This is a genomic window from Brachybacterium sp. AOP43-C2-M15, from assembly GCF_052446295.1.
Lineage (GTDB): Bacteria > Actinomycetota > Actinomycetes > Actinomycetales > Dermabacteraceae > Brachybacterium.
In genome coordinates this window covers 1-24294 of sequence record NZ_JBQSWB010000022.1, presented here as the reverse complement: position 1 = coordinate 24294, position 24294 = coordinate 1, and the positions used below count along the sequence as shown (strand labels likewise).

Annotated in this window: 27 protein-coding genes; 4 read left to right on the top strand and 23 right to left on the bottom strand. The window is 71.6% G+C overall.

Annotated elements, in window-relative coordinates; genetic code table 11:
- Positions 1 to 108 precede the first annotated feature (108 nt).
- From ACT3SP_RS17145 to ACT3SP_RS17135, 3 genes are read right to left on the bottom strand one after another with little or no spacing between them, the layout of a single operon-like run.
- Positions 109 to 1134 carry a MaoC/PaaZ C-terminal domain-containing protein gene (locus ACT3SP_RS17145; RefSeq protein WP_444588507.1) on the bottom strand — a complete coding sequence of 342 codons (1026 nt, stop codon included), beginning with the start codon at positions 1132 to 1134 and terminating at the stop codon, positions 109 to 111.
- Positions 1131 to 2471 (bottom strand): 3-oxoacyl-ACP reductase, encoded by a 1341-nt coding sequence (locus ACT3SP_RS17140; RefSeq protein ID WP_444588506.1) that lies wholly within the window; start codon positions 2469 to 2471, stop codon positions 1131 to 1133. The genes ACT3SP_RS17145 and ACT3SP_RS17140 overlap by 4 nt, the downstream gene beginning before the upstream one ends.
- A gap of 57 nt (positions 2472 to 2528) precedes the next feature.
- A complete protein-coding gene (locus ACT3SP_RS17135) occupies positions 2529 to 3845 on the bottom strand; it encodes an acetyl-CoA C-acetyltransferase (protein WP_444588505.1) in 1317 nt (438 codons plus the stop codon).
- A 123-nt stretch (positions 3846 to 3968) separates the two neighbouring features.
- On the opposite strand from ACT3SP_RS17135, the gene ACT3SP_RS17130 reads away from it, so the two are divergent.
- From ACT3SP_RS17130 to purL, 3 genes are all read left to right on the top strand, one after another.
- The gene (locus ACT3SP_RS17130; protein WP_444588504.1) at positions 3969 to 4691 is read left to right on the top strand and encodes a TetR/AcrR family transcriptional regulator; all 723 of its coding nucleotides are present in this window, start codon (positions 3969 to 3971) and stop codon (positions 4689 to 4691) included.
- Positions 4688 to 6895, top strand: coding sequence for an acyl-CoA dehydrogenase family protein (locus ACT3SP_RS17125; RefSeq protein WP_444588503.1), 2208 nt, complete (start codon positions 4688 to 4690; stop codon positions 6893 to 6895). The genes ACT3SP_RS17130 and ACT3SP_RS17125 overlap by 4 nt, the downstream gene beginning before the upstream one ends.
- A gap of 146 nt (positions 6896 to 7041) precedes the next feature.
- Positions 7042 to 9369: a phosphoribosylformylglycinamidine synthase subunit PurL gene (gene purL / locus ACT3SP_RS17120; protein WP_444588502.1), complete on the top strand. Its 2328-nt coding sequence runs from the start codon at positions 7042 to 7044 to the stop codon at positions 9367 to 9369.
- Between the two features lie 76 nt (positions 9370 to 9445).
- On the opposite strand, the gene ACT3SP_RS17115 is transcribed toward purL, so the two are convergent.
- From ACT3SP_RS17115 to rplN, 20 genes are all read right to left on the bottom strand, one after another.
- Positions 9446 to 11566 carry an S-layer homology domain-containing protein gene (locus ACT3SP_RS17115; protein WP_444588501.1) on the bottom strand — a complete coding sequence of 707 codons (2121 nt, stop codon included), beginning with the start codon at positions 11564 to 11566 and terminating at the stop codon, positions 9446 to 9448.
- A gap of 244 nt (positions 11567 to 11810) precedes the next feature.
- Positions 11811 to 12317, bottom strand: a complete 507-nt coding sequence (gene rplQ, locus ACT3SP_RS17110) for a 50S ribosomal protein L17 (protein ID WP_444588500.1) — start codon at positions 12315 to 12317, stop codon at positions 11811 to 11813.
- Positions 12318 to 12344: 27 nt separating this feature from the next.
- Entirely contained in the window at positions 12345 to 13340 is a 996-nt protein-coding gene (locus tag ACT3SP_RS17105) for a DNA-directed RNA polymerase subunit alpha (RefSeq protein WP_444588499.1), read from the bottom strand.
- A 155-nt stretch (positions 13341 to 13495) separates the two neighbouring features.
- On the bottom strand, positions 13496 to 13900 hold the full coding sequence (gene rpsK / locus ACT3SP_RS17100) for a 30S ribosomal protein S11 (RefSeq protein WP_444588498.1): 405 nt from the start codon (positions 13898 to 13900) through the stop codon (positions 13496 to 13498).
- Between the two features lie 109 nt (positions 13901 to 14009).
- A complete protein-coding gene (gene rpsM, locus ACT3SP_RS17095) occupies positions 14010 to 14384 on the bottom strand; it encodes a 30S ribosomal protein S13 (RefSeq protein ID WP_444588497.1) in 375 nt (124 codons plus the stop codon).
- Positions 14385 to 14680: 296 nt separating this feature from the next.
- A complete protein-coding gene (gene rpmJ, locus ACT3SP_RS17090) occupies positions 14681 to 14794 on the bottom strand; it encodes a 50S ribosomal protein L36 (RefSeq protein ID WP_010532506.1) in 114 nt (37 codons plus the stop codon).
- A gap of 22 nt (positions 14795 to 14816) precedes the next feature.
- Positions 14817 to 15038: a translation initiation factor IF-1 gene (gene infA, locus ACT3SP_RS17085; protein WP_010550308.1), complete on the bottom strand. Its 222-nt coding sequence runs from the start codon at positions 15036 to 15038 to the stop codon at positions 14817 to 14819.
- A 361-nt stretch (positions 15039 to 15399) separates the two neighbouring features.
- Positions 15400 to 16263, bottom strand: a complete 864-nt coding sequence (gene map / locus ACT3SP_RS17080) for a type I methionyl aminopeptidase (RefSeq protein ID WP_444588496.1) — start codon at positions 16261 to 16263, stop codon at positions 15400 to 15402.
- Positions 16260 to 16865 carry an adenylate kinase gene (locus ACT3SP_RS17075; RefSeq protein ID WP_444588495.1) on the bottom strand — a complete coding sequence of 202 codons (606 nt, stop codon included), beginning with the start codon at positions 16863 to 16865 and terminating at the stop codon, positions 16260 to 16262. The genes map and ACT3SP_RS17075 overlap by 4 nt, the downstream gene beginning before the upstream one ends.
- Positions 16862 to 18166: a preprotein translocase subunit SecY gene (secY, locus tag ACT3SP_RS17070; RefSeq protein ID WP_444588494.1), complete on the bottom strand. Its 1305-nt coding sequence runs from the start codon at positions 18164 to 18166 to the stop codon at positions 16862 to 16864. Before secY ends, ACT3SP_RS17075 begins: the two co-directional genes overlap by 4 nt.
- Before the next feature lie 183 nt (positions 18167 to 18349).
- Positions 18350 to 18808 (bottom strand): 50S ribosomal protein L15, encoded by a 459-nt coding sequence (gene rplO, locus ACT3SP_RS17065; RefSeq protein WP_444588493.1) that lies wholly within the window; start codon positions 18806 to 18808, stop codon positions 18350 to 18352.
- 1 nt (position 18809) lies between these two features.
- The gene (gene rpmD, locus ACT3SP_RS17060) at positions 18810 to 18992 is read right to left on the bottom strand and encodes a 50S ribosomal protein L30 (RefSeq protein WP_157975593.1); all 183 of its coding nucleotides are present in this window, start codon (positions 18990 to 18992) and stop codon (positions 18810 to 18812) included.
- A complete protein-coding gene (gene rpsE, locus ACT3SP_RS17055; RefSeq protein ID WP_444588492.1) occupies positions 18989 to 19678 on the bottom strand; it encodes a 30S ribosomal protein S5 in 690 nt (229 codons plus the stop codon). Before rpsE ends, rpmD begins: the two co-directional genes overlap by 4 nt.
- 37 nt (positions 19679 to 19715) lie before the next feature.
- Entirely contained in the window at positions 19716 to 20102 is a 387-nt protein-coding gene (gene rplR, locus ACT3SP_RS17050; protein WP_444588528.1) for a 50S ribosomal protein L18, read from the bottom strand.
- 2 nt (positions 20103 to 20104) lie between these two features.
- Entirely contained in the window at positions 20105 to 20647 is a 543-nt protein-coding gene (gene rplF / locus ACT3SP_RS17045) for a 50S ribosomal protein L6 (protein WP_444588491.1), read from the bottom strand.
- Positions 20648 to 20666: 19 nt separating this feature from the next.
- Positions 20667 to 21065 (bottom strand): 30S ribosomal protein S8, encoded by a 399-nt coding sequence (gene rpsH / locus ACT3SP_RS17040; RefSeq protein WP_444588490.1) that lies wholly within the window; start codon positions 21063 to 21065, stop codon positions 20667 to 20669.
- Between the two features lie 72 nt (positions 21066 to 21137).
- Positions 21138 to 21323 (bottom strand): type Z 30S ribosomal protein S14, encoded by a 186-nt coding sequence (locus tag ACT3SP_RS17035; RefSeq protein WP_010550318.1) that lies wholly within the window; start codon positions 21321 to 21323, stop codon positions 21138 to 21140.
- A 1-nt stretch (position 21324) separates the two neighbouring features.
- Positions 21325 to 21894 carry a 50S ribosomal protein L5 gene (gene rplE, locus ACT3SP_RS17030; protein ID WP_444588489.1) on the bottom strand — a complete coding sequence of 190 codons (570 nt, stop codon included), beginning with the start codon at positions 21892 to 21894 and terminating at the stop codon, positions 21325 to 21327.
- Position 21895: 1 nt separating this feature from the next.
- The gene (rplX, locus tag ACT3SP_RS17025) at positions 21896 to 22282 is read right to left on the bottom strand and encodes a 50S ribosomal protein L24 (protein ID WP_444588488.1); all 387 of its coding nucleotides are present in this window, start codon (positions 22280 to 22282) and stop codon (positions 21896 to 21898) included.
- Position 22283: 1 nt separating this feature from the next.
- Positions 22284 to 22652, bottom strand: a complete 369-nt coding sequence (gene rplN / locus ACT3SP_RS17020) for a 50S ribosomal protein L14 (protein ID WP_102235363.1) — start codon at positions 22650 to 22652, stop codon at positions 22284 to 22286.
- Positions 22653 to 23279: 627 nt separating this feature from the next.
- Here rplN and ACT3SP_RS17015 point away from each other — a divergent pair.
- Positions 23280 to 23690: a hypothetical protein gene (locus tag ACT3SP_RS17015; RefSeq protein WP_444588487.1), complete on the top strand. Its 411-nt coding sequence runs from the start codon at positions 23280 to 23282 to the stop codon at positions 23688 to 23690.
- The last annotated feature ends 604 nt before the right edge of the window (positions 23691 to 24294 follow it).

Genomic DNA, 24294 nt, shown 5'->3' with positions numbered 1-24294 from the left:
GCCCCGTCGCTCAGGTTCTCGAGCCGGGAGAAGCCGGTGCGACCGAGCTCGCGGCGGTCGCCCCAGACGGAGTTGTCGTCCTCGTCGCGGCAGGCGCCCTCATCCGGCTCACCGCTCCCACGTCGTCACCTCGACCTCGAAGCAGCGTCGCGGACCCTTCTCCCCGCGACCGGCGCGCCAGCCCACGCAGCGCACCGAGCCCGCGTCGGCGTCGTCCGAGTAGGCGACGAGCACCGACCCGGGCAGGGTCACCGGCGCGTCGAAGGACACGTCCCAGCGCAGCGGCCGGGAGAGGTCCACCCGCGACTCGGTGAAGGCTCGCGAGGCGGTGTACATGCCGTGGGCGATCGCGCGCGGGAACCCGAAGGCCTTCGCGCTCAGCGCGGACATGTGGATCGGGTTCACGTCACCGGCGACCGCCGCGTACCGGCGGCCGATGTCCGCCGCGAGGCTCCAGCGACCCGTCGGTCGCGGCGCGGTGAACTCCCGGCGCGGGCCCGAGCCGTCCCCGGCGGCCGACGGTGCAGCGTCCGACGGCGCAGCGTCCGACGGCGCAGCGTCTGATGAGGCCGCGGACGACGGGACGGTGCCCGAGGGCTCCCCCGAGGTCGGGGCGTCGCCGCGGACCAGATAGGTCGAGACATCGGTCGCGATGATCTCCCCGTCCTCGCCCAGGATCGTCGAGACCGCCTCGAAGGTGCGGCCCTTGCGGTGCGGGCGCAGGTCCCGCACCCGGCACTCGACGTCCACCAGCTCGCCGACCCGGACGGGACGGTGCTGGAGCACCTGGTTGCGCAGGTGCACCAGGCCCAGCAGGGCGAAGGGGAAGTCGCGCCGCGCCATGAGCGCGAGCGATATGGGGAAGGCGAGCACGTGCAGCACCCCGGGATGGACCAGGTCGGTGGCGGGCCCGCCCATCAGGTGGTCGAAGTCGCGAGCCCGCTCGGCGTCGATGCGCACCTTCCTCACCCGGTAGGCGGTCTGCGGGAGCGAGGGCTTCCCGCGGCCCCGGCCTCGCGCGGACCGGGGATCGAGCGCCGCGGCGTAGACGGCGGGGAAGGAGGGGACGTCGGAGAGGTCCTTGATCCGCTCCCTCGGGTGCTCCTGGGCGGTCCTGGACACGGCGGCGCTCACCTCCCCACCATGTTCTGGCCGCACACGCGCAGCGTCTCGCCGCGGATCCCGCCGGCCTCCGTCGAGGCGAGGAAGGAGATCGCCTCGGCGACGTCGACGGGCAGCCCGCCCTGCTGGAGGGAGTTCGCGCGGCGGGCGACCTCGCGGGTCAGGGCGGGGATCTTGGCGGTCATCTCGGTCTCGATGAAGCCGGGGGCGACCGCGTTCGCGGTGCCGCCGAGCGGTGCGAGACGGGCGGCGAGCGCGTCGACGAAGGCCATCACCCCGGCCTTGGAGGCGGCGTAGTTGGTCTGGCCGCGGTTGCCGGCGATGCCGCTGGTGGAGGCCAGCGAGACCACCCGCACCTGCTCGCCGAGCACGTCCCCGGCCTCGAGGAGCGCGTCGGTGAGCGCGATCTGGCTGGTGATGTTCACGGCCAGCACCGGGTCCCAGCGGTCCGCGGTCATGTTGGCCAGCAGCTTGTCGCGGGTGATGCCGGCGTTCAGCACCACCGCGTCGAGGCTCAGCCCGCGCTCGCGGAGGAAGGCGACCAGCCGCTCCCCCGCTCCGGCGGAGGTGACGTCCAGCTGGATCGGCACCGCCCGCAGCTCGTTGGCCAGGCGCGAGAGCTCGGTGCCGGCGCCCGGCACGTCGAGCACCACGAGCTGCGCGCCGTCGGCCGCGAGGGTGCGGGCGATCGCGGCGCCGATGCCGCGGGCGGCGCCGGTCACCAGGGCGGTGCGGCCCGCGAGGGGCAGCGTGGCGTTCTCGCTCGCGCTGCCGTCCGTCGAGGAGACGGTGAGGAACTGGCCGGTGACGAAGGCGCTGCGGGAGGAGAGGAAGAACCGCAGCGCGCCGAGGACCGCCGGGGCGTCGAGCTCCACGCCGTCCCGGACCAGGATCCCGTTGGCGGTCGCGCCGCCGCGCATCTCATGGGCCAGCGAGCGCAGGAAGCCCTCCACGCCGCCGCGGGCCGCGGCTCGGGAGGCCTCCTCCGTCGACGCGGGCCGGGAGATCGTGACCACGCGGGCACCGGGGGCGAGGGTCCGCATCGCCCCGGCGAGCGGCAGCACGAGGGATCCCAGGTCCGCGGGGGCCTCGAGCTCGTCGGCCACCAGGACCACGGAGCCGACGCTGCGCAGCTCGTCGAAGCGACGGCGCACGTCGGCGCCCTGGTCCAGCAGCAGGTGGGCGATCCGGTCGGCGCCCGCGGAGGCGCCGAGGACCACGACGGGGCCGAGGACCGGCTCGGGCCGGTCCTCGCGGCGCAGCAGTCTCGAGGGCCGCGGCAGGCCGAGCTGCTTGGCCAGGAGCCCGCCGGGTGTCGAGCGGATGAAGCGGGTGTAGGCATCGGTCATGGGAACCTCCGGGTCAGGAGCGGGAGCGCCGGGCGGGCCGGCGCCGGGGTGTCGGCATCAGTCGGTGACGGATTCGAGCAGCAGGACCGTCCCCTGCCCGGCGGCGGCGCAGACGGAGATCAGTCCGCGCTGCACGCGGCCGGTCTCCACGGCGCGCTCGTGCAGGAGCTTGGCGAGGGTCGCGACCAGGCGGCCGCCGGTGGCGGCGAAGGGGTGGCCGGCGGCGAGGGAGGAGCCGGCGATGTTGAGCTTGTCGCGGTCGATGCTGCCGAGCGCCCCGCCGCGGCCCAGCCGCTCCCGGCAGAACTCCTCGGACTCCCAGGCCTTCAGCGTGGTCAGGACCGTCGAGGCGAAGGCCTCGTGGATCTCGTAGAGGTCGAGGTCCTGCAAGGTGAGGCCGTTGGCGTCCAGCAGCTCGGGCACCGCGTAGGCGGGAGCCATGAGCAGGCCCTCGTCCCCGTGCACGTAGTCGACGGCGGCGCTGCGGGCGTCGACCACGCGCGCGAGCGGGGTGAGCCCATGGGCGTCGGCCCAGTCGTCGCTGCCCATCAGCACCGAGGAGGCGCCGTCGGAGAGCGGGGTGGAGTTGCCCGCGGTCATGCTGGGCTCGGCGACCTGGGGCGCCTTCACGCCGAAGACCGGCTTCAGGGCGCCGAGCTTCTCGAGGGTCGAGTCGGCGCGCAGGTTCTGGTCGCGCGCGAGGCCGCGGTAGCCGGTGACGAGGTCGTCGAAGAACCCGGTGTCGTAGGCGGCGGCGAGATTGCGGTGGGAGGCCAGCGCCAGCTCGTCCTGGTCCTGGCGGCTGATGCCCCACTGGGCGGTGGTCAATGCCTGGTGCTCGCCCATGGACAGCCCGGTGCGGGGCTCGCCGTTGCGGGGCGGGACCGGGGCGAGGTCGGCGGGGCGGATCGCGCTGAGCGCCTTGACGCGCTGCATGGCGGTCTTCGCACCGAAGGCGCGGTGGAGGATGCGGCGCAGGCGCGGGGTGACCTCGATCGGGGAGTCCGAGGCGGAGTCCACGCCGCAGGCGATCCCGGAGTCGATCTGGCCGAGCTGGATGCGGTTGGAGACGTGGACGACGGTCTCGAGGCTGGTCGCGCAGGCCTTGGACATGTCGACCGTGGGGGTGCGCGGGTCCAGGGGCGTGCCCAGCGCGCTCTCGCGGGTGAGGTTGAGGTCGCCGGCGAGCTTGAGCACGGCGCCGCCGGCGATCTCGCCGAGCTTCTCGCCCTGCAGCCCGTAGCGGGCGACGAGCCCGTCGAGCGCGGCGGTGAGCAGGTCCTGGTTGGAGATGCCGGCGTAGGGGCCGCCGGAGCGGGCGAACGGGATGCGGTTGCCGCCGAGGATCAGGGCGTCTCGCGGGTGATCGGTCACTGTGTGCACCTCTTCGTGGTCACTGCGGTGGTCGGGCCGCGGCGCCCGTGCGGGGCGCGGTCCGGAGGTCGTCGTCGGAGAGGACTTTACATAGAACCGACGGTACTTGATACCCTAGGTTCCGTGAATGCGACGATGCAAGCCCCCGTGGACGGCCGCTCGGCCCGTTGGGCCCGCCACCGGGAGGAGAGGCGCGCCGAGCTGCTGGACGTGGCCCGGCACCTCATCCATGAGAAGGGTCCCGACGTGACGATGGAGGACATCGCCGCGGCCTCCGGCACGTCCAAGTCCATCGTCTACCGCTACTTCGCGGACAAGGCGCATCTCCAGCGTGCGCTGGGCCGCAGCATCCTGTCCACGATGCACGGCAAGCTGCTCGAGGAGATGCGGGCCCTCGAGGCCCGTGTGGGCCGGGAGCCGGAGGCCGACGAGCGCATCCACGCCATGATCCGCGCCTACGTCGAGACCGCCCAGCGCTCCCCCGGCGTCTACCGCTTCGTGACCCGTCCCAGCGACGGGCTGAACCACTTCCTCGCCTCGGTCTCGCGCCTGGTCGCCACCTTCCTGCCGGCCGACGTCCCCGCACCGCAGGTGTGGGCGCACGGCGCGGTCGGCTTCGTCGAGCGCGCCGTGGACAACTGGATGACCGGCCAGGAGACCGGCGCCGACGACGAGCCCGACACCGACACCGACACCGACGACGGGCCCGGCACCGACGACGGGCCCGACGCCACGATCTCCGATCTCGGCGACCTCGAGACCTCCGCCCCCGACCCCGCTCCGCTCACCGCCGACCAGCTCGTGACCCACCTGGTCACCTGGCTCATGAAGGGACTGCACGCATGACCCCCGACTCCCGTCTCTCGCCCGCCGCCGCCGTCGACGCCGAGGCACCCGCCGCCGACGCGCCCGCCGCCGAGGACGGCGCCCTCGCCGACCGACCCACCACCGCGAACCCCACCGGCCCCGTCCCGGTGCCGCCCGGCGGCGCGCCGCGCCTGGACGTCGAGCACGTGAGCGAGGCCCTGCTGGGCCGGTGGGCCGAGGTGCGTCGGACCGCGCGCGAGCGCGCCGCCCGCCCCGAGCTGCACCGACCCGTGGACGCCACCGTCGCCGAGCACCGCGAACGCGTCTTCGAGCAGCTGCAGCTGCTCGCCGAGGAGAACGTCTCGCTCGCGATGCTGCCCGAGCACCTCGGCGGCCCCAACGACAACGGCGGCAACGTCGCCGGCTTCGAGGAGCTGGTCGTCGCCGATCCCTCCCTGCAGATCAAGGCGGGGGTGCAGTGGGGCCTGTTCACCTCGGCGATCGTGCAGCTCGGCAACGAGGAGCAGCAGAAGGCCTGGGTGCCCGCGGCGATGAGCCTGGAGACCCCCGGCGCGTTCGCGATGACCGAGATCGGCCACGGCTCCGACGTGCAGTCCCTCGCGACCACGGCCACCTACGACCCCTCCGGCGGGGAGGACGGCGAATGGGTGATCCACACGCCCTTCCGCGCCGCCTGGAAGGACTTCCTCGGCAACGCCGCGATCCATGCCCGGGCGGCCACCGTCTTCGCCCGCCTCATCACGAACGGCGTGGACCACGGCGTGCACTGCTTCTACGTGCCGGTGCGCGATGCGGAGGGCGAGCTGCTGCCCGGCGTCTCGAGCGAGGACGACGGCGAGAAGGGCGGGCTGAACGGCATCGACAACGGCCGCCTCGCCTTCGACCAGGTGCGCGTGCCCCGTACGAACCTGCTGAACCGCTACGGCGACGTGGCACCGGACGGCACCTACACCTCACCCATCGAGTCCCCGGGGCGCCGCTTCTTCACCATGCTCGGCACCCTCGTCCAGGGTCGCGTCTCGCTGGACGGGTCCGCGGTGCGCGCGAGCCAGCTCGCGCTGCACATCGCGATCACCTACGCGACCCAGCGCCGCCAGTTCACCGCCGCCGACCCCACCCGGGAGACGGTGCTGATGGACTACCAGGCCCATCTGCACCGCCTGCTGCCGAAGCTCGCCGCGACCTACGCCGGCGCCTTCGCCCACGAGCAGCTGCTGCAGGCCTTCGACGACGTGTTCTCCGGGCGGGCCGAGGACCCCGACTCCCGCGAGGACCTCGAGACCCTCGCCGCGACCCTCAAGCCCACCTCCACCCGCCTGGCCCTGGACACCATCCAGGAGTGCCGCGAGGCCTGCGGCGGATCGGGCTTCATGGCGGAGAACCAGCTGGTGGGCCTGCACCAGGACCTCGACGTCTATGCGACCTTCGAGGGCGACAACACGATCCTGCTGCAGCTGGTCGCCAAGCGCCTGCTCTCGGACTACACCTCGGAGCTGAAGAGCGTGGACCGCGCCGGCATCGGCCGCTTCATCTCCCAGCGCGCCGAGGTGCTCGCCAAGCGCCACACCCCCTGGGCCCGGCTCGGGCAGAGCGTGGCCGACCGCGGCAACGCCCGGCGCGCCTTCGACTCGATGAGGCAGGCCGAGTTCCAGGAGGAGATGCTCGCCGACCGTGCCCGGGTCAAGGTCGAGGAGGTCGCCCTCGCGCTGCGGGGCGCGGCGAAGATGAGCCCCGCCGACGCGGCCGCCGAGGTCAACAAGCACCAGGTGGAGATGCTCGACGCCGCCCGGGCCCACGCGGACCTGGTGCGCTGGCGCGCCTTCACCACCGGGATCGAGGGACTCGAGGACGAGGGGTCGCGCGCCGTGCTCACGGACGTGCGCGACCTGTTCGGGCTCACCGCGATCAACGACGACCTCGCCTGGTTCCTGCTCAGCGGCATGATCTCCTCCCAGCGCGGACGCCAGATCGAGGGCGACCTGCGCCGCCTTCTGTGGCGGCTGCGCCCGCACGTGCTGGACCTCATCGCCGCCTTCGACATCCGCCCCGGCCACGTGCGGGCGCCGATCGCGCTCGGCGGCGAGCAGGAGCGGCAGGACGAGGCGGCCGCCTACTTCCGCGCCCAGCGCGCCGGGAACGACGCGCCCGTCAGCGAGAAGACCCTGCGCGACCGGGAGAAGAGGGCGCGGCGGGACGCGGAGAAGCGCGCCGGGAGACGCTGACCCGTCGCGCGCCCCGTGCCGCCTTGGTCTCAGCCCTCGCTCCACGGCGCCCTCGGGGCGCGCCGCGCTCGTAGACTGGGGGAGCCGCGCCGGGTCCCGGGCCCGCCGGTCCCCCAGCCCTCGTGACGAACGGATCCGACCCCGCGATGACCGCTGAGAACGCCCCCTCCACCCAGCACGGCCCGGCCGCGGACGTCGACACGGTCGAGAACGCCGCGGCCACGCCCGAGCAGGCGCAGCCGTTCGCCGAGCTCGGGCTCAAGGACGACGAGTACGCCAGCATCCGCGAGATCCTCGGGCGCCGCCCCACCAACGCGGAGCTGGCCATGTACTCGGTGATGTGGTCGGAGCACTGCTCCTACAAGTCCTCCAAGAAGCACCTGAGCACCTTCGGGAAGCACACCACCGAGACGATGCGCGAGAAGCTGCTCGTCGGCATGGGCGAGAACGCGGGCGTCGTCGACATCGGCGACGGCTGGGCGGTGACCTTCAAGGTCGAGTCCCACAACCACCCCTCCTACGTCGAGCCCTACCAGGGCGCGGCCACCGGCGTCGGCGGCATCGTGCGCGACATCATCTCGATGGGCGCCCGCCCCGTCGCCGTCATGGACCAGCTGCGCTTCGGCGCGATCGATCACCCCGACACCGCCCGCGTGGTCCACGGCGTGGTCTCCGGCGTGGGCGGCTACGGCAACTCCCTGGGCCTGCCGAACATCGGCGGCGAGACCGTCTTCGACGCCGCCTATCAGACCAACCCGCTGGTCAACGCCCTCGCCCTGGGCGTGCTGCGCCATGAGGACATCCACCTGGCCTCGGCCACCGGCGCCGGCAACCAGGTGGTGCTGTTCGGCGCCCGCACCGGCGGCGACGGCATCGGCGGCGCCTCGATCCTGGCCTCGGAGACCTTCGACGAGGGCGGCCCCGTCAAGCGTCCGAGCGTGCAGGTGGGCGACCCCTTCATGGAGAAGGTGCTCATCGAGTGCTGCCTCGAGCTGTTCGCCGCCGGCACCGTCGAGGGCATCCAGGACCTCGGCGCCGCCGGCATCTCCTGCGCCACCAGCGAGCTGGCCGCCAACGGCAGCTCGGGGATGCACATCCATCTCGAGAACGTGCTGCTGCGCGACCCCACCCTCACCGCGGGAGAGATCCTGATGAGCGAGTCGCAGGAGAGGATGATGGCCGTGGTCAGCCCCGAGAAGCTGGCCGAGTTCCAGGCGATCACCGCGAAGTGGGACGTCGAGGCGGCCGTGATCGGCGAGGTCACCGGCGACGGGCGGCTCACCATCGATCACGACGGGCACCGCATCGTCGACGTGGATCCCTCCACCGTCGCGATCGACGGCCCCGTCTACGACCGCCCCTACGCCCGCCCCGACTGGCAGGACGCGCTGCAGGCCGACACCGCCGAGGCGCTGCCCCGCCCGGGGACCGCCGAGGAGCTCGCCGCGACGCTGCGCGCGCTGATCGCCTCCCCCAACCTCGCCTCGAAGGGCTGGGTCACCGACCAGTACGACCGCTACGTGGGCGGCAGCACCGCGCTCGCGATGCCGGACGACGCCGGGGTGCTGCGCGTGGACGAGACCACCGGTCGCGGGGTCGCGCTCGCGACCGACGCCAACGGCCGCTACACGAAGCTCGACCCGCGCGCCGGCGCCCAGCTGGCCCTGGCCGAGGCGTACCGCAACGTCGCCACCGCCGGCGCGGTGCCGCTCGCGGTCACCGACTGCCTGAACTTCGGCTCCCCCGAGGACCCGGGCCCGATGTGGCAGCTGGTCGAGGCCATCGGCGGTCTCGCCGAGGCGTGCGCGACGCTCGAGGTCCCGGTGACCGGCGGCAACGTCTCGCTCTACAACTCCACCGGGGAGCCCGGCAGGATCGACTCCGCGATCCACCCCACCCCCGTCGTCGGCGTGCTCGGCGTCCTCGAGGACGTCGCCCGCCGCGTCCCCTCCGGCTGGCAGGAGGACGGGCTCACGGTGCTGCTGCTGGGCACCACGAGGGAGGAGCTCTCCGGCTCCGCCTGGGCCCAGGTGGCCCATGACCACCTCGGCGGCCTGCCCCCGCGGGTCGATCTGGAGGCGGAGCGCGCCCTGGCCCGGGTGCTGATCGGCGCGGCCGAGCAGGGCCTCGCCGCAGCCGCGCACGATCTCTCCGAGGGCGGCCTCGCCCAGGCTCTGGTGGAGTCGGTGACGCGCTTCGGCACCGGCGCCGCGGTGGATCTCACGGAGCTCACGCAGCGGGACGGCGTGGACCTCGCCTCGGCGCTGTTCTCCGAGTCCCAGGCCCGCGCCCTGGTCGCGGTCCCGGCCGCCCACCAGGAGCGCTTCGGCGCCCTGGCCGCCGAGCACGGCGTGCCCGTGCTGGCCCTCGGCACCACCGGTGGCGCCGGACTGGACCTCGCAGGGGTCGGCGCCTTCGCCGTCGGCGAGCTGCGGGAGCTGCGCGAGGGGACCCTCCCGCGCTACTTCGGCTGACCTGACCGCGCCGCTCCCCGCACAGCCCGCCGGGCCCCCGGCCGCCGGGCCCCTGCCCGACGGGCTCCGTCACGGCTCAGAGGCGTCCGGTGATCCGCATCCAGCGGATCAGGAACGCGGACATCTGGTCCCGCGGCACCCGCCTGCCCGGCAGGTACCGGCCGTCGGCGTAGCCGCGGGTGATGCCCGTCTCGGCGAGCCAGCTGATCGCGGAGGCGTGGGGGTGGGTGGCCGGGACGTCCGTGTACGGGCCTCCCGCCGGTGCGGACGGCCGCCCCGCCGCGTTCCAGAGGATGGTGGCCAGGTGGTCGCGACGCACCGTCTCGGCCGGCTCGAAGGTGCCGTCGGCGCGCCCGGTGACGATGCCCTGCTCCTGCGCCCAGGTGATCTGCCGGTAGTAGGCATGGCTCGTCGGCACGTCCGAGAACGGTGAGTCGACGGGAGGGGTCGAGGCCGGCGATCCCATGGCCCGGTGGAGGAACACGATCAGGTGGTCGCGCCGCAGCAGCTCGTCGGGCCGGTACTCCGTCCCCCCGAAGCCGTTCACGACGCCCGCCTCCACCAGGTCGGCGATGTCGAGGAAGAAGGCCCGACCGGGAGGGACGTCCGCGAACCCCGGCTCGACGAAGCGGACGGCGCCGTCCTCGAGGGCGGCCATCCCGAAGGAGAAGGCCTGCACGGTGCGGTCGCCGTCCGCGGAGGGCCGCCCCGCGGGCCGGCCCCAGGACGCCGTCCACTCCCCCGCCATCGGCGAGACGTAGGCGGTGGCGGCCCCGCCCTGATCGAGGACCAGCCCGTCGCCGGTCACCGTCACGGTGTAGACGCGGTCGCGCTCGGGGGCGCGCAGCACGTGCGCGGTGCGCACCACGGGCCCGAGCACCTCGGAGCCCCCGCCGCGCTCGTAGGCACGCAGGTGCGTGGTCCATCCGCCGTCGACGGCGGCCTGCGCCTCGTCCCGGATCGCGCCGAACTGGTCGTACAGGCGCTGCCCCGGGCACTCGGTGTGGTTCACGTCGCGGTGTCCCAGCATCCTCGGCAGCGTGACCGGCACCCCCTCGGGGAAGCGGGTGCCGCTGCCGGGGGTCCAGCTCGCGGTGCCGCGCACCTCCGTCTGGAAGGTGCTCAGCAGCCGCCAGGCCACGAGACCGGACACCGCCGAGCGCGCCGCGCTCGGGACCGCGGTCGCGCTGTGGTCGCCCATCACCGAGATGCCGAAGGAGCCGGTGTTGAACCCGTAGGCGTGGGCGCCGACGATGTGGCGGTGCAGGCCGCCGCTGCGGCCCTCGAAGATCTGGCCGTACTTCGAGACCAGCACGTTGTACCCGATGTCCGCCCAGCCCAGGGACTCCGTGTGGTAGGCGAGGATCCCGCGGACGATCTGCGCGGACTGCGCCGAGGTGTAGGAGTTCGTGCCCGCCGTGTGATGGATGATCACGGCCTTGAGCCGGCTCGCGCTGCTCGTGCCGCGGACGGCGGACTCGTCCGCGCCCCAGGAGACGCGGGAGACGTAGGCGGGCGCGCCGGGACCGAGCTCGGGGGTGACGGGGTTGACGGCCGCCGCCGCGCCCGTGCTCGCCCTCCGCGCCTGCTCGTCCTGGCCGATGCGTGCATCGGGACCGCTCATCTCCGCGACCCTCTCGTCCGTGGGAGCGGGCGAGGTCGTCACGACGCGGGCGACCAGGGACTCCGTGACGTCCTCTCCGTCGAGCTCGGCGCGGATCTGCAGGGCGGAGACCGCACCGAGCCAGCCGGCCTCGGTCCCCGCGGCATCCTCACCGGTCTCGGGATCCTCCTCGGTCTCGAGCGGCATCCACGCGGTCCAGGTGCCGTCGCCGTCGAGCCCCCGGGCACGCACCGTCGGGGCATCGGTCTCGGGGGGCCAGGTCACCCCGATCATCGTCGCCGGCTGCTCGGCGAGGTCACGGACCGCGGCACCGTCCTCCTCGACGAGGGGCACCTCGGCGAGGGGCACGTCGACCACACGGGTGCGGCCGTCGGTCACCGCCGGGTCGGCCAGGGCCGGTGCGGGCGCGAGCACGGCCGCGCCGGCGGGAACGGCGACGGCCGTCGCCGCGGTGCCCGCCAGCAGGGCCCGGCGGCTCAGCGACGTGAGCGGACGAGCAGCAGTGGGGGCAGCGACCGCGCGGGCGGCGGGGAGGGAGGCGGGGCGGGAGGCGGGCGAGGACCTTCGAGGCATGGGATCGGGCTCCGGGCGGGTGGGACGGCAGGGCGGGGCCGGGTCCCGGGACCGGCGCGGGAGCGGGGGCGAGGACCGCGGCCCTCGACACGCTAGCCCACGCTCCGCGCTCTGCCATCGGGGACGAGGGTCACGATCCGGAGACGTCCGGGCGCTCGACGAGGGCGGGCCGTCGGGATCTCTCCCGGCGACCCGCCCTCGGCGTGGTGCTGTGCTGCGGGGCCGGAGCCCGTCGCGACGAGGCTCAGGCCTCGGGCTTCTCCTCGGCCGCGTCCTGCGAGCCCTCGGCGGACTCGACCGGAGCGGTCTCCTCGGCAGCGGCGGTGTCATCGGCCGTGGACGCGCTCTTGGCGGCGCCCTCGGCCTCCTTCACCACGGCCTGCTTCGGGGAGTACTCCTCCGTGACCAGCTCGATGACGGCCATCGGGGCGTTGTCGCCCTTGCGGGGGCCGATCTTGGTGATGCGGGTGTAGCCGCCGGGACGCTCCGAGAAGGTCGGTGCGATCTCCTCGAACAGGACGTGCACGACGCCCTTGTCGCGGATGGTCTGCATCACGCGGCGACGGGAGGCGAGGTCACCCTTCTTCGCCTGGCTGATGAGACGCTCGGCGTGGGGACGCAGGCGCTTGGCCTTGGTCTCCGTGGTGGTGATCGCCTTGTGGCGGAAGAGCTCGGTGGCGAGACCCGCGAGGATCATCCGCTCATGCGCGGGGGATCCGCCGAGGCGCGCGCCCTTGGTGGGTGCAGGCATGGTCGTTCTCCTTGGTGAAGATGAAGGTCAGTACTGATCGCCGAAGTCGTCGGAGTAGGAGTCCAGGGCCGACGGGTCGAAGCCGGCCGGGGAGTCCTTCAGCGACAGTCCGAGGTCGGCGAGCTTCGCCTTGACCTCGTCGATGGACTTCTGGCCGAAGTTGCGGATGTCGAGCAGATCGGCCTCGGAACGGGCGGTCAGCTCGCCGACGGTGTGGACACCCTCGCGCATCAGGCAGTTGTACGACCGCACGGTGAGGTTGAGGTCGTTGATCGGCAGCGCCAGGTCGGCGGCCAGGGCCTGATCCGTGGGCGAGGGGCCGATCTCGATGCCCTCCGCCTCCTGGTTCAGCTCGTGGGCCAGGCCGAACAGCTCGACGAGGGTCTTGCCGGCAGAGGCCACCGCGTCGCGCGGGGAGATGGCCGGCTTGGACTCGACGTCCACGATCAGCTTGTCGAAGTCGGTGCGCTGCTCGACACGGGTCGCCTCGACCTTGTAGGTCACCTTGAGCACGGGCGAGTAGATCGAGTCCACCGGGACCCGGCCGATCTCGCCGTCCACGCCCTTGTTCTGCGCGGCGGAGACGTAGCCGCGACCGCGCTCGACGATCAGCTCGATCTCCAGACGGCCCTTCTCGTTGAGGGTCGCGATGTGCAGGTCGGGGTTGTGGATCTCCACACCGGCCGGCGGGGTGATGTCGGCGGCGGTGACGCGACCGGCTTCCTCACGGCGCAGGTACATCACGACGGGCTCGTCGTTCTCCGAGGAGACGACGAGGTTCTTGATGTTGAGGATGACCTCGGTGATGTCCTCCTTGACGCCGGGCACGGTGCTGAACTCGTGCAGCACGCCGTCGATGCGGATCGACGTGACCGCGGCGCCGGGGATGGAGGACAGCAGGGTGCGGCGCAGGGAGTTGCCGAGGGTGTAGCCGAAGCCCGGCTCGAGCGGCTCGATGACGAACCGTGAGCGGTTGTCCGACACGACCTCTTCGGTCAGCGTGGGGCGCTGTGCAATGAGCACTGTGGATCCTTTCCGCGAGCGTCCGCCATATGACGCTCAGAAGGGGGCGGTGGGCCTAGAAGGTGAGTGGTGTCCAGGGTGCCGGGCGCGGCGCGGCCCCGCCCGGCACGGGTCGGCCGGGACGGAGTGCTGGGGCTCCGCCGTGACCGACGAGGTCAGACGCGGCGGCGCTTGGCCGGGCGGGTGCCGTTGTGCGGCTGCGGGGTGACGTCCTGGATCGAGCCGACCTCGAGGCCGGTCGCCGTGAGCGAGCGGATCGCGGTCTCGCGGCCGGAGCCCGGGCCCTTGACGAAGACGTCGACCTTCTTCATGCCGTGGTCCTGCGCCTGGCGCGCGGCGGCCTCGGCGGCCATCTGTGCGGCGTAGGGCGTCGACTTGCGCGAGCCCTTGAAGCCGACCTGGCCCGCGGAGGCCCAGGAGATGACGGCGCCGGCCGGGTCCGTGATGGACACGATCGTGTTGTTGAACGTGCTCTTGATGTGGGCCTGGCCGTTGACGACGTTCTTCTTGTCCTTGCGGCGCGGCTTGCGCGCAGCGGCCTGACGGGTCTTGGTTGCCATGCGGCAGAACTCCTCTGGTGGGTATGGGGTGCGCCGGATCCCTCAGCGGCGCGAAGTGACTGCGGGCTCCGGAGACGGAGCCGGGCGGCCGATCAGCGGGCTGCGCTGATCAGCGAGCCTTCTTCTTGCCGGCGACCGTGCGCTTCGGACCCTTGCGGGTGCGCGCATTGGTCTTGGTGCGCTGACCGCGCACGGGGAGCCCGCGACGGTGGCGCAGGCCCTGATAGCTGCCGATCTCGACCTTGCGGCGGATGTCGGCGGCGACCTCGCGGCGCAGGTCGCCCTCGATCATGTAGTTCGCCTCGAGGTGATCACGAAGCTTGACGAGGTCCTCGTCGCTGACCTCGCGCACCCGGAGGTCACCGGAGACGCCGGTCGCGGCCAGGGTCTCCTGGGCGCGGGTGCGGCCCACGCCGAAGATGTACGTCAGGGCGACTTCGAGGCGCTTCTCGCGCGGAAGGTCCACTCCCACCAGACGTGCCATGTGCAGATACTCCTACTGTCTCGGAGGCCTGATCCGACACCTCGCCCCGGTCTGTCCCAGGACGCCGCAGCCTCCGCGCTGCGGGTGGCCGGCCGATGGCCGGTGGTGTCGGTTCTTCTATTGTGTGTCCGACGGATCGGACGGGTGCCCCTGTCGGGGCGGCCGCACGGGGCGGCGGTCACGGCAGCTGCCGGGAGGAGCGGATGCTCAGCCCTGCGACCTGGCGCTGAGCTCCTGCCGCTCGACCTCGGGGACGACTCGTTCGTCGCCGCTCCCTCGGTCGCGCAGCACGTCGCTCAGCCCTGGCGCTGCTTGTGACGGGGGTTCGAGCAGATGACCATGACTCGCGAGTGGCGACGGATCACCTTGCAGTTGTCACAGATCGGCTTGACGCTCGGCTTGACCTTCATTGCGTTCCTTCTCCCGGGACGATCACTTGTAGCGGTACACGATGCGGCCCCGGTCGAGGTCGTAGGGGCTCAGCTCGACGACCACACGGTCCTCGGGAAGGATGCGGATGTAGTGCTGGCGCATCTTCCCGGAGATGTGCGCGAGCACCATGTGCCCGTTGTCGAGCTCGACGCGGAAACGTGCATTCGCAAGCGCCTCCGTGACCGTGCCCTCGACCTCGATCACGCCGTCCTTCTTCGCCATGCCTCCCCAATCTCTCGCCTCCGGCGGTGCCGGGGCCGAGTTCCGCGATCCTGACGTCCCGGGCTGGCCGAGCCGTCAGGCTGTGCGCACCGACCGTCGGCGACGGTCCGGTGCCCTGGAGGGTGAGTCCGCGACATGTCCTCTGCCTCGCTGGCCGACACGGCGGAGCCGGTCGACCTGTCGGCGCGACGGGACTGCACGACCTGCGATGCGGACGACGCGCGCGGAGCACACCCGATGGACCAGCCTACACGCGCCCCCCGGTTCAGGCGAGGGGACGGGGCGATGACGCCGGTCACGTCACAGTCGACCGGGCCGCGGCGGGCGCTGCCCGTTCCCCGGCGTCTCAGTCGGCGGCGTCTCAGTCGGCGGCATCTCCGCCGGCGCCGTCGGCCAGGGGGTCCGGGGCGGCGACGACGCCGCGCCGAGCGAGCTCGGCGGCTCCGCCGTCCCCTGCGGTCAGCACCAGCAGGCCCCGGTCGGTGACGGCGACCGAATGCTCGGCATGGGCCGCCCGGCCGCCGCCGGTGGCCCGCACGGTCCAGTCGTCGTCCTCGAGCTCCCAGTTGCCGGGGCCCTGGATCAGCATCGGCTCGATCGCGACGCACAGGCCGGGGCGCACACGGGCCCCGCGCGAGCGGGTGCGGTAGTTCATGACGTCCGGGGGCTGGTGCATGGCGGTGCCGATGCCGTGGCCGCCGAAGCCCTCGAGGTGCGAGAGCGACTCCCCCGCCGCCTCGGCGACGCAGTCCTCGATGGCGGCGCTGACCTCGCCCACCCGCTCGGCCGACGCCAGAGCGGCGATGCCCGCCCAGAGGGCGTCCTCGGTGATGCGCACCAGATCCTCGTCGGCGACCGAGCGCGGGCTGCCCACGATGTGGGTGCGGGCGGCGTCCGAGTGCCAGCCCTCGACGATGCAGCCGCCGTCGATCGAGACGACGTCGCCCTCCTCGAGGGGGCGGTCGTCGGGGATCCCGTGCACCACCACGTCGTTGACGCTGATGCACAGCGTCGCCGGATAGCCCTGGTAGCCGAGGAAGTTCGGGGTCGCGCCCTCGTCCCGGATCATGTCATGGGCGAGGGTGTCGAGCTGGTCGGTGGTGATCCCGGGGCGGATCCGCTCCGCGAGCATCTCGTGCACGCGATGGAGCAGCTGCCCGCTGCGGCGCATGACCAGGATCTGCTCGGGGGTCTTCAGCTCCACCCGCTCGGGCAGGATGCTCATCGGCCGGCGAGGGCCTCGCGCAGCGCGGCGGTGACCTCGTCGATCGAGGCCATGCCGTCGACCCGGCGCACCAGGCCCCGCGCGTCGTACACGTCGATCAGCGGGGCGGTCTGCTCCGCGTAGACCTCGAGGCGACGCCGGATGGTCTCCTCGGTGTCGTCGCTGCGGCCCTGCTCGGCGCCGCGGGCGACCAGGCGGCCCACGACCTCCTCGGTCTCGACCACGAGCAGCAGCACCCGGTCCAGGCCCGTCCCCAGCTCGGAGAGCATGCCGTCCAGCGCCTCGACCTGGTCGAGGGTGCGGGGGTACCCGTCCAGCAGGAAGCCGCCCCGGGCGTCGTCCTCCGCCAGGCGCGAGCGGACCATGTCGTTGGTCACCGAGTCCGGCACGTACTCGCCCTTGTCCATGTAGGACTTCGCGAGCACGCCGAGCTCGGTCTGCCCGGAGACGTTGGCCCGGAAGATGTCCCCGGTGGAGATCGCCGGGATGCCGAGCTGCTCGGCGATGCGCACGGCCTGGGTGCCCTTGCCCGCTCCGGGCGGGCCGACGATCAGCAGTCGGCGGGCCGGGGCGGAGGAGGCGTCGGAGGTGGGGGTGCTCACCTGAGGATCCCTTCGTAGTGGTGCTGCTGGAGCTTCGCATCGATCTGCTTCACGGTGTCGAGTCCGACGCCGATGATGATCAGCAGGGACACGCCGCCCAGCGGGAAGTCCTGCGAGGTCCCGAGGTAGACGAGCGCGAACAGCGGGATCAGGCAGATCACTGCGAGGTAGACGGCGCCGGCGGACTGGATCCGGTTGATCACGTAGCGCAGGTAGTGCTCGGTGGGCCTGCCCGCGCGGACGTTGGGGATGAAGCCGCCGTACTTCTTCATGTTGTCGGCGATCTCCTCCGCGTTGAAGGTGATCGAGGTGTAGAAGAAGGCGAAGAACACGATCAGTGCCACGTAGACGACCGCGTAGATCCAGGAGAAGGAGAAGCCGAGCACGAGGTGGGAGTTGACCCACTGCACCCAGCCGTCCTCCGGATCGCCGAAGGAGGTCGCCATCTGCGGCAGCGCCAGGATGGACGAGGCGAAGATGACGGGGATGACGCCGGCCTGGTTGACCTTGACCGGGATGTAGGTCGAGGTGCCGCCGTACATCCGTCGGCCCACCATGCGCTTGGCGTACTGGACCGGGATCCGCCGCTGGGACTGCTCGACGAAGACCATGCCCACCATGACCACCAGGGCCACCAGGATCACCAGCGAGAAGGTGAGCCAGCCCTGCATCTGGAAGACCTGGCCGAAGGAGCCGGGGAAGGAGGCGGCGATCGAGGTGAAGATCATCAGCGACATGCCGTTGCCGATGCCGCGCTCGGTGATCATCTCGCCCATGAACATGATCAGGACGGTGCCCACGGTCATGGTCATCACCATGAGCAGCAGGGCGGGGATCGACTGGTCGGGAACCAGCTCGAGGGTGCAGCCCACGAAGAAGTTGCCCGAGCGCACCAGGGTGATGATCGTGGTCGCCTGGAGGACGGCGAGCCCGATGGTGAGATAGCGGGTGTACTGGGTGAGCTTCGCGGTGCCGGAGGCGCCCTCCTTGTGGAGGGCCTCGAAGCGCGGGATCACCACGCGCAGGAGCTGCACGATGATCGAGGCGGTGATGTAGGGCATGACGCCCAGGGCGAAGATGGACAGCTGCAGCAGGGCTCCGCCGGAGAACATGTTGATCATGCCCAGGACGTTGGAGCCGCCGGCCGAGGCGGCCTGATCGGCGCAGATCATCACGTTGGTGGCGTCGAATCCCGGGGTGGGGATGAAGACGCCGAGGCGATAGACCGCGATCAGGCCGAGCGTGAAGAAGATCTTCGCTCTCAGCTCGGGAGTGCGCAGCGCGCGCACGAGCGAGTTCACCAGTTTCCCTCCTGGAGGTCCGGGGGACGGGACCGACGGCGACACGACCGAGGGCGATGCGTTCCGTCCCGGTGCCGCAAGATCTGCACGGCCCGGGGACCGGCCCCGACGGGACGTCGGGATATGACGACGGGGCACCGCGGTGCAGAGTATTCTGCGCCGCGGTGCCCCGTCAAAAGAGACTCACGCGGAGGTGACGGACCCGCCAGCCGCCGCGATCTTCTGCTCCGCCGAGGCGGAGAACTTCTGCGCCGTGACGTCGAGCTTGACGCTCACGTCGCCGGAGCCCAGCACCTTGACGGGCTGGTTCTTGCGCACGGCGCCCTTGGCGACGAGATCCTCGACCGTGACGGTGCCGCCCTCGGGGAACAGCTCCTGCAGGGTCGCCAGGTTCACGACCTGGTACTCGACGCGGAACGGGTTGGTGAAGCCGCGGAGCTTGGGCAGCCGCATGTGCATCGGCATCTGCCCGCCCTCGAAGCCGATCGGCACCTGGTAGCGGGCCTTGGTGCCCTTGGTGCCGCGACCTGCGGTCTTGCCCTTCGAAGCCTCACCACGGCCGACGCGGGTGCGTGCGGTCTTGGACCCGGGCGCGGGGCGCAGGTCGTGGAGCTTCAGCGGGCTCTGCTGGGAATCAGTCATGTCAGTCCACCTCTTCGAACGTCACCAGATGGGTGACGGTGCGGATCATGCCGCGGATCTCAGGGCGGTCGTCCTTCACCACGGTGTCACCGATGCGCTTGAGGCCGAGGCCGCGCAGGGTGGCTCGCTGGCTCTTGGTGCCGCCGATGTCGGAACGGACCTGGGTCACCTTGATCTGCATCAGGCACCCACCTTCTCCGCACGGGCCGCGGCGCGACCCTCGGCCTGGGCCCGCAGGAGCGCCGCCGGGGCGACGTGCTCGACCGAGAGACCGCGACGGGCGGCCACGGCCTCGGGCTCCTCGAGCTGCTTGAGCGCGTCGACGGTGGCCCGCACGATGTTGATCGCGTTGGTCGAGCCGAGCGACTTGGAGAGCACGTCGTGCACTCCGGCGCACTCGAGCACGGCGCGGACCGGACCGCCGGCGATCACACCGGTGCCGGGGGCGGCGGGACGCAGCAGGACGACGCCCGCCGCATCCTCACCCTGGACGGGGTGCACGACGGTGCCCTGGATGCGCGGGACGCGGAAGAAGTTCTTCTTCGCCTCCTCGACGCCCTTGGAGATCGCCGCGGGCACCTCCTTGGCCTTGCCGTAGCCGACGCCGACGGTGCCGTCGCCGTCACCCACCACCACGAGGGCGGTGAAGGAGAACCGACGGCCGCCCTTGACGACCTTCGAGACGCGGTTGATGCTCACGACGCGCTCGAGGAACGCCGACTTCTCGGCATCCTGTCCACGGCCGCGACCGCCCTGACGACCGCCCCGGTCACCGCCCTGGCGACCGCGATCGTTGCTCGTGCTGTTGTTGGTGCTGTCGTCCCGCCGGCCGGAGGCCGCGGGACCGTTGTTCCGCTGCTGTGCAGCCATATTCAGATCCTCTTCTCGTCCTGTGTCCGGGCGGCGATCACAGCGCCAGTCCGGCCTCGCGGGCGCCGTCCGCGACGGCGGCCACACGGCCGTGGTACTTGTTGCCGCCGCGGTCGAACACGACGGAGTCGATCCCGGCGGCCTTGGCACGCTCGCCGACCAGGGCGCCGACGGAGCGGGCCTTGTCCGACTTGGTGGCCTCGCTGGCGCGCAGGTCCGCCTCCATGGTCGAGGCCGACGCGAGCGTCTTCCCCAGGGCGTCGTCGACGACCTGGACGAACACGTGACGCGACGAGCGGGTGACCACCAGGCGGGGACGCTGGGCGGTGCCGACGACGCGACGACGGACGCGCAGGTGACGGCGGCCGCGCGAACGCAGCTTGCTGCCGCGGTTGCCCTTGGTGTGCTTGAGTGCGTAACCCATGATCACTTACCAGCCTTTCCGGCCTTGCGGACCACGACCTCGTCGGCGTACCGCACACCCTTGCCCTTGTAGGGCTCGGGCTTGCGGATCTTGCGGATGTTCGCCGCGACCTCGCCCACCTGCTGCTTGGAGATGCCGCTGACCGAGAACTTGGTCGGGGACTCGACGGTGAAGGTGATGCCCTGGGGCGCCTTGACCGTGACGGGGTGGGAGAAGCCGAGGGCGAACTCGAGGTCCGTGCCCTTCGCGGTGACGCGGTAGCCCGTCCCCACGATCTCCAGCTTCTTGGTGAAGCCCTCGGTGACACCGAGGACGATGTTGTTGATGAGCGTGCGGGTCAGGCCGTGGAGGGCCTTGTTCTCGCGCTCCTCGTCGGGGCGGCTGACCACGATGGTGCCGTCCTCACCGCGCTCGACGGTGAGGGGAGCCGGCACCTCGTGCGTGAGCTCACCCTTGGGACCGCTCACCGTGACGGTGCGATCCTCGATGGTGACGTTCTGGACAGTGGCCGGCACTGCGACCGGCAGGCGTCCGATGCGGGACATAGCTGTTCTCCTCTCCCGCTCACCAGATGTAGGCGAGGACTTCCCCACCTACACCCTTCTGGGCAGCCTGCTTGTCGGTCAGAAGGCCGGAGGACGTGGACAGGATCGCCACGCCCAGTCCGCCGAGGACCTTGGGCAGGTTGGTGGACTTCGCGTACACACGCAGGCCGGGCTTCGAGATGCGGCGGATCCCGGAGATGGCACGCTCACGGCTGTCGGAGTACTTGAGCTCGAGGACGAGCTTGCTGCCCACCTCGGCCTCTTCCTCGCGCCAGCCGAGGATGTAGCCCTCTGCCTTCAGGATGTCCGCGATGCGGGCCTTCAACTTCGAGTACGGCATGGACGCGGTCTCGTGGTACGCCCCGGAGGCGTTCCTGATCCGCGTGAGCATGTCCGCGATCGGGTCGGTCATGGTCATGTCTGTTGCTTCTTCCTCACCTGGTTTCCCGCCGTCGCGATGAATGCGACCGGGGACCTCTGGCGGTAGTCCTTACCAGCTGCTCTTGGTGACGCCGGGGAGCTCTCCGCGGTGAGCCATCTCGCGAAGGCAGACACGGCAGAGGCCGAACTTGCGGTAGACCGAGTGCGGTCGACCGCAGCGCTGGCACCGGGTGTAGGCGCGCACCGCGAACTTGGGCTTGCGCTCCGACTTCTTGATCAGGGCTGTCTTCGCCATATCAGTTCTCCTTGAAGGGGAAGCCGAGCAGCTTGAGCAGCGCGCGTCCCTCGTCGTCGGTCTTCGCGGTGGTCACGACCGTGATGTCCATACCGCGGACGCGGTCGATCTTGTCCTGGTCGATCTCGTGGAACATGACCTGCTCCGTGAGACCGAAGGTGTAGTTGCCGTTCCCGTCGAAGTGCTTCGGGGACAGGCCACGGAAGTCACGGATGCGGGGAAGGGCCGTGGACAGCAGACGGTCCAGGAACTCCCACATCCGGGCGTTGCGCAGGGTGACGTGGGCGCCGATCGGCATGCCCTCGCGCAGCTTGAACTGCGCGATGGACCGACGGGCCTTGGTGACCTGGGGCTTCTGGCCGGTGATCGCCGCGAGGTCCTTGATGGCGCCGTCGATGACCTTGGAGTCGCGAGCGGCGTCGCCGACGCCCATGTTCACGACGATCTTGGTCAGGCCGGGCACCAGCATGGAGTTCTCGTAGCCGAACTGCTCGGTCAGCTGAGTCCTGATGGTCTCGTTGTACTTGCTCTTCAGACGCGGGGTGGGCGCCTGGGTGGCGGTCTCGCTCATCTCAGATGTCCTTCCCGGAGCGCTTGGCGACGCGGACGCGCACCTGCTTGGTGCGGCCGTTGTCGAGCTCGACGGTCTCGACGCGGTAGCCGATCTTGGTCGGCTTGTTGTCCTCCGGGTCGACCAGGGCCACGTTCGAGACGTGGAGGGGTGCCTCGCGCTGCTCGATGCCGCCCGCTCCGCCGGCCTGGTTGGGCTTGACGTGGTGGGTGCGGCGGTTGATGCCCTCGACCAGCACGCGCTGGGTATCGGGGAACACCTGCAGGACGCGGCCCTGCTTGCCCTTGTCGCCGGCTTCGAGGCCGCGCGCGGCGGCCTTGTCGCCGTCGCTGGTGCGACCCGTGATCACCTGGACGAGGTCGCCCTTCTTGATCTTCATCTTTGCCATGTCACAGCACCTCCGGTGCCAGCGAGACGATCTTCATGAAGCGCTTGTCACGCAGCTCGCGGCCGACAGGGCCGAAGATGCGGGTACCGCGCGGCTCGCCGTCGGTCTTGAGGATGACAGCCGCGTTCTCGTCGAAGCGGATGTAGGAGCCGTCGACGCGACGGACTTCCTTGGACGTGCGGACGACGACCGCCTTGACGACGTCGCCCTTCTTGACGTTGCCACCGGGGATGGCGTCCTTGACGGTCGCCACGATGGTGTCGCCGATGCTGGCGTAACGGCGACCGGAGCCACCGAGAACACGGATGCAGAGAATCTCCTTGGCACCCGTGTTGTCGGCGACCTTCAGTCGCGACTCCTGCTGAATCACTCGTTCTCCTATCGTCTCACCGGTTCTCTTCCTGCTCGCGGGAGCGGGCAGGCCGAGCCTGGCGGAACGGAATCTGGACACTGCGCATTGCACCGGAGCCGCCTCGGCCGCTGCTGCGACCACGGCCGTCACCGGCGACCGGTCCCGGGCACCAAAAAACCCTCTGCCGGACTCAGGCACTGGCGTGGTGAACGCGGGGCGTTCGCCTCAGGTGCGAGGTCTCCGACGAGGACGGACCTGGTGGTACCGGATCCAGTCACGGAGGTCCGGGCTCCGACACCCAGGGGTGCGGGGCGCAGTTCTCCGCCAACTGCTCAAGACTACGCTCCCGCACCCGTGCATGTCACCCCGCAGGGCCCGACCGAGGCGTGTGTGCTTGCTCTCCTGCCGGCTGCCGCCGTCCGTCGCCCCGCCTGCACGTCCCCGTGTCCGTGGCCCCGCGGCATCTCCGTCGTCCGCCGGCCGCGCCTCACCTCGTCGGCACGGTCCACTCCCCGCCCGCCCGCCCGCACCTCACCCGGTCGGCACGGTCCGCTCCCCGCCCGCACCTCACCTCGTCGGCACGTCCGTTCCCCCTTCGGCGTCCCGTCACCCCGTCCGGCGGCAGTGCGGGCATAGGGTCGGGTCATGATCGACATCGACATCGCACGCCGCCTCCGGGACGCCGGGCTGGTCTGGGAACCGGCCGACGGGGACCGGTTCGTCATCGACAACGAGCTCCTGCGGGAGGAGAGCTTCATGCTCTCCTCGATGGTGATCGAACGTGGGCTCAGCCGCACCGGCGGGAAGGTGTTCCGGTTCAACGGCACCACCGAATGGGCGCTGGACTCCGTGGAGCAGCACGAGGCGCTGTGGATCCCCCGCGAGGACCAGCTGCGCGAAGCACTCGGCGACGCCTTCCTCGCGCTGCGCCGCGCCGGGGACGGCAGCTTCGCCGTGACCCTCGTCCGGAGGGACGGTGCGGAGCGGGAGGTGCCGGCGCCCCGGGCGGAGGACGCCCTGGCCGGCGCACTGCTGATCCACCTCACCGACCGCTGACCAGCACCGCCCGTGCCGAGGTCGTCCCGCTCCTGCGACCACGGCTCCGCGGCAGCGGCCCACCCGGCCCGCCCCGGGCACTGTGCCCACCCCCACCGTCCGCCCGGCGAGTCCGGCCACCCCGGGCACCGGGCCCACCCGTCCACCCCGTCCACGTCCGCTCCATCGCTAGTCGGGACACGCTGTTCCGTTCCACCGAAATCGCCCAGACTCGGTAGATATCGGGGGATCCGCCGACTCCAGATCGGCGCGTCGCCCGCACCGCAGCTGATGGCACGGCGCTGCGCCTCGTACTCAGCGTCTCGCGGCTCGCGGCTCGCAATCCCCGCCTCCCACAGCGCGCCTCGCACACTCCGCGCCCTCCCCACGGCACGCCTCGCACAGCGTTCCGCGCACGGCGGCACCGCGCACAGCGCTCCGCACCTCCCACGGCGCACCTCGCGCCTCGCACCTCGCACAGCGCACCTCGCACCTCACACCTCACACCGCGCACAGCGCACCTCGCACCGCGCACCGCGCACCTGCCTCAGCGCCGCCGGACCTCGCCACGACGACGAGAAGGGGCGGGTGCCCCCCGGGGGGACCCGGCCGGCGCACGGACCCG

What these genes read in the sequence shown, in the direction of transcription:
- ACT3SP_RS17140 (WP_444588506.1), bottom strand. Translation starts at nt 2,471, where the DNA reads ATGACCGATGCCTACACCCGCTTCATCCGCTCGACACCCGGCGGGCTC.
- ACT3SP_RS17125 (WP_444588503.1), top strand. Translation starts at nt 4,688, where the DNA reads ATGACCCCCGACTCCCGTCTCTCGCCCGCCGCCGCCGTCGACGCCGAG.
- purL (WP_444588502.1), top strand. Translation starts at nt 7,042, where the DNA reads ATGACCGCTGAGAACGCCCCCTCCACCCAGCACGGCCCGGCCGCGGAC.
- ACT3SP_RS17115 (WP_444588501.1), bottom strand. Translation starts at nt 11,566, where the DNA reads ATGCCTCGAAGGTCCTCGCCCGCCTCCCGCCCCGCCTCCCTCCCCGCC.
- rplQ (WP_444588500.1), bottom strand. Translation starts at nt 12,317, where the DNA reads ATGCCTGCACCCACCAAGGGCGCGCGCCTCGGCGGATCCCCCGCGCAT.
- rpsK (WP_444588498.1), bottom strand. Translation starts at nt 13,900, where the DNA reads ATGGCAACCAAGACCCGTCAGGCCGCTGCGCGCAAGCCGCGCCGCAAG.
- rpsM (WP_444588497.1), bottom strand. Translation starts at nt 14,384, where the DNA reads ATGGCACGTCTGGTGGGAGTGGACCTTCCGCGCGAGAAGCGCCTCGAA.
- rpmJ (WP_010532506.1), bottom strand. Translation starts at nt 14,794, where the DNA reads ATGAAGGTCAAGCCGAGCGTCAAGCCGATCTGTGACAACTGCAAGGTG.
- infA (WP_010550308.1), bottom strand. Translation starts at nt 15,038, where the DNA reads ATGGCGAAGAAGGACGGCGTGATCGAGGTCGAGGGCACGGTCACGGAG.
- map (WP_444588496.1), bottom strand. Translation starts at nt 16,263, where the DNA reads ATGAGCATCCTGCCCGAGCGGGTGGAGCTGAAGACCCCCGAGCAGATC.
- rplO (WP_444588493.1), bottom strand. Translation starts at nt 18,808, where the DNA reads ATGACTGATTCCCAGCAGAGCCCGCTGAAGCTCCACGACCTGCGCCCC.
- rpsE (WP_444588492.1), bottom strand. Translation starts at nt 19,678, where the DNA reads ATGGCTGCACAGCAGCGGAACAACGGTCCCGCGGCCTCCGGCCGGCGG.
- rplR (WP_444588528.1), bottom strand. Translation starts at nt 20,102, where the DNA reads ATGGGTTACGCACTCAAGCACACCAAGGGCAACCGCGGCAGCAAGCTG.
- rplF (WP_444588491.1), bottom strand. Translation starts at nt 20,647, where the DNA reads ATGTCCCGCATCGGACGCCTGCCGGTCGCAGTGCCGGCCACTGTCCAG.
- rpsH (WP_444588490.1), bottom strand. Translation starts at nt 21,065, where the DNA reads ATGACCATGACCGACCCGATCGCGGACATGCTCACGCGGATCAGGAAC.
- ACT3SP_RS17035 (WP_010550318.1), bottom strand. Translation starts at nt 21,323, where the DNA reads ATGGCGAAGACAGCCCTGATCAAGAAGTCGGAGCGCAAGCCCAAGTTC.
- rplE (WP_444588489.1), bottom strand. Translation starts at nt 21,894, where the DNA reads ATGAGCGAGACCGCCACCCAGGCGCCCACCCCGCGTCTGAAGAGCAAG.
- rplX (WP_444588488.1), bottom strand. Translation starts at nt 22,282, where the DNA reads ATGGCAAAGATGAAGATCAAGAAGGGCGACCTCGTCCAGGTGATCACG.
- ACT3SP_RS17015 (WP_444588487.1), top strand. Translation starts at nt 23,280, where the DNA reads ATGATCGACATCGACATCGCACGCCGCCTCCGGGACGCCGGGCTGGTC.